This window comes from Mesorhizobium sp. M7A.F.Ca.CA.003.01.2.1, from assembly GCF_003998945.1.
Classification (GTDB): Bacteria; Pseudomonadota; Alphaproteobacteria; order Rhizobiales; family Rhizobiaceae; genus Mesorhizobium; species Mesorhizobium ciceri.
In genome coordinates this window covers 1-2,229 of record NZ_RZRA01000918.1, presented here as the reverse complement: position 1 = coordinate 2,229, position 2,229 = coordinate 1, and the positions used below count along the sequence as shown (strand labels likewise).

Here is a 2,229-nt window from a genome sequence, read left to right as displayed (position 1 = left end):
GGCATTCGGCGGCGTATCAGGGCCAGCTTCAATGAGCAGCACGCGAGCGCCATAGGCGGAGAGCCTGCTCGCCATCACGCATCCAGAGGAGCCACCACCCACGACGATATAATCGAAAACCACGCAAACTCGCAAATGTCTGAGTCGGGCAAAAATCTAGCAGACGGCGAGCAAGCAAAAACGCGCAATTATCTTGCAGGACGCAGGAAATCAGCGCATTCTTAAGAGATTCGCATTATGGCGGCCTCCCAACGGGGCGGAACGTTTAAACATGACCTTGCCAGCAGTCCATCAGGGCTGAAGGCGATGCCGGAGCGTCGTGACTTAAGTGGACAAAGCGCATCGCGACTGAAGGGGACAAACCTATCGCGAGATACATCAGAATGCAGCCCGGTAGGTCCAGAAGTGCTTTTGCAGCATCGCGCTGACGAGGCCGTTGTAAGGAGCAGAATGATGCTTCGCCTTGCGCTCCATCGCCGCTTTAGCGGTACGAAAACTCCCGTCCCAATCATGGCCGGCGGGCAAGGCGGCTGACCCTTGCGCCAGTCATCGGTGAATCGGATCAACCAGTTGTTGAATGCGCGTAAGATTGCGCGTTCTATACATCGATTGGCACCGCCAAGGTTACCTTCGTGCGATCCATCACAATCATCGTGCTGTAATTTCTAACAGCCGGGCTATCAAAGAAGAAACGCCTCGAGAATGCGTCGTACTCTGCCAAGTCACGCACGGAGAGAAGGAGAACGAAATCGGCGTTACCGGTGACCGCATACGCGCTCATTACTTCAGGCGCCTTCTGTAGAGACTGCTTGAAGCGATCGATGACGTCGGAACGATAGCGCTCAATGTCGACCAAGACCAGCATCATCAGGGACCTGCCCACCGCCTCAGGCGACACGATTGCAACATCAGCCTCAATTACGCCAATTTGTCGCAACTGCTTCAATCGCCGCTGACAGGCCGTGGGCGATATACCGGCCAGTTGGCCCAATTCTTCCGTTGTTTGGCGATTGTTGCGCTGAACAGCGCTTAAGATTTTCAGATCTATCCGATCCAATTCCATGGTCATTCTCCGGAATAGCTGCAATTTGCGCAGAAAAACTGCGATATGCACTCGACTGTAGCCTCAACCCCGCGCAGACGGAAGCCCAAACGATCAGGCCAGGCATGGGACCAAAGTCGGCTATCGTCCTCGACGTCAGTTATAGCCATTGGCCGAAGAGTGCTGTCCACCATCGCCCAACTGACAATGGCAGCCGACGGTCAAAAGCCGAGGCCTTGCGCCCAGTTCGGCCGAGGAAACGTCTCGGAACTTAAACGCTAAGCCGACTGGACGATGATGATAGGGGGGACCTCTATTTCCGCGCTTCGGCTTCCATTCGTTGGCTCACGCTGCCAAGAGTCTCATCTGTGTATAGGGAATCGAGCGCTAGGTTCGCCTGCCCCGGTTGCTGCATCAAATGCAGCCGTCTTGAGGTGGTTGGGAAAAATCGTCACCGCAGCCACACAAACCGCCGGCCTTATGCAACCTGCCGGCAATTTCGCATAATTACTGCATCCCGCCGCTCAGAATTTGCGCAAGGCGCCCAATGTAGCGCGCTATTGTCTCACAACGGCACCTACACGCCACTTCATAAAGCAGAAGAGGCCTGGCTTTGCAGGCTTCAGATTGAGGAGTTCGCCTATGAGCAAGCAATTCGCACCTGAAATGGATGCAGGTCTCGCGGTTTTCAATCGCCTGGAGTCTGAGGTGCGCAGCTACGTCCGCGCCTTCCCCGCCCTATTCGATCGCGGAGTCGGGACCACTCTCATCGCTGCAGACGGTCGGGAATATCTCGACTTTTTCGCCGGTGCAGGCGTTTTGAATTATGGGCACAACAACCCCGTCATCAAGAAGGCGCTGCTGGATTATATCGAGCGCGACGGAATTGTGCATGGGCTGGACCTTGCCACGACGGCCAAGAAAGCCTTCATCGAAGCTTTCGAGCGATACATTCTCAAGCCTCGTGGTCTGACATACAAATTACAGTTTCCCGGCCCCACAGGTACGAACGCGGTCGAAGCGAGTCTAAAACTGGCTCGCCAGGTGACCGGGAGATCGAACATCGTCTCGTTTACCAACTCGTTCCATGGGGAAAGCGCTGGAGCATTGGCAGCGATGGGAAACAAGGAGCACCGGGCCGCTGCCGGGTTTCCCCTCGCCCATGTGACATCGTTGCCATACGAAGG

At 55.5% G+C, this 2,229-nt stretch carries 3 protein-coding genes; 1 reads left to right on the top strand and 2 read right to left on the bottom strand.

Annotated features, from left to right (window positions below; all coding sequences use genetic code 11):
- Both EN969_RS27660 and EN969_RS27655 read right to left on the bottom strand, forming a co-directional pair.
- A partial coding sequence (locus EN969_RS27660; RefSeq protein ID WP_127274279.1) for an FAD-dependent oxidoreductase occupies positions 1–123 on the bottom strand: 123 nt, incomplete at its 3' end.
- A gap of 475 nt (positions 124–598) precedes the next feature.
- On the bottom strand, positions 599–1,063 hold the full coding sequence (locus tag EN969_RS27655; protein ID WP_063169349.1) for an Lrp/AsnC family transcriptional regulator: 465 nt from the start codon (positions 1,061–1,063) through the stop codon (positions 599–601).
- A gap of 621 nt (positions 1,064–1,684) precedes the next feature.
- Between EN969_RS27655 and EN969_RS27650 the strand changes: the two genes are divergently transcribed.
- Positions 1,685–2,229, top strand: a 545-nt coding sequence (locus tag EN969_RS27650; protein ID WP_127419566.1) for an aminotransferase class III-fold pyridoxal phosphate-dependent enzyme, incomplete at its 3' end; no start/stop codon positions are given.

What these genes read in the sequence shown, in the direction of transcription:
- EN969_RS27655 (WP_063169349.1), bottom strand. Translation starts at nt 1,063, where the DNA reads ATGGAATTGGATCGGATAGATCTGAAAATCTTAAGCGCTGTTCAGCGC.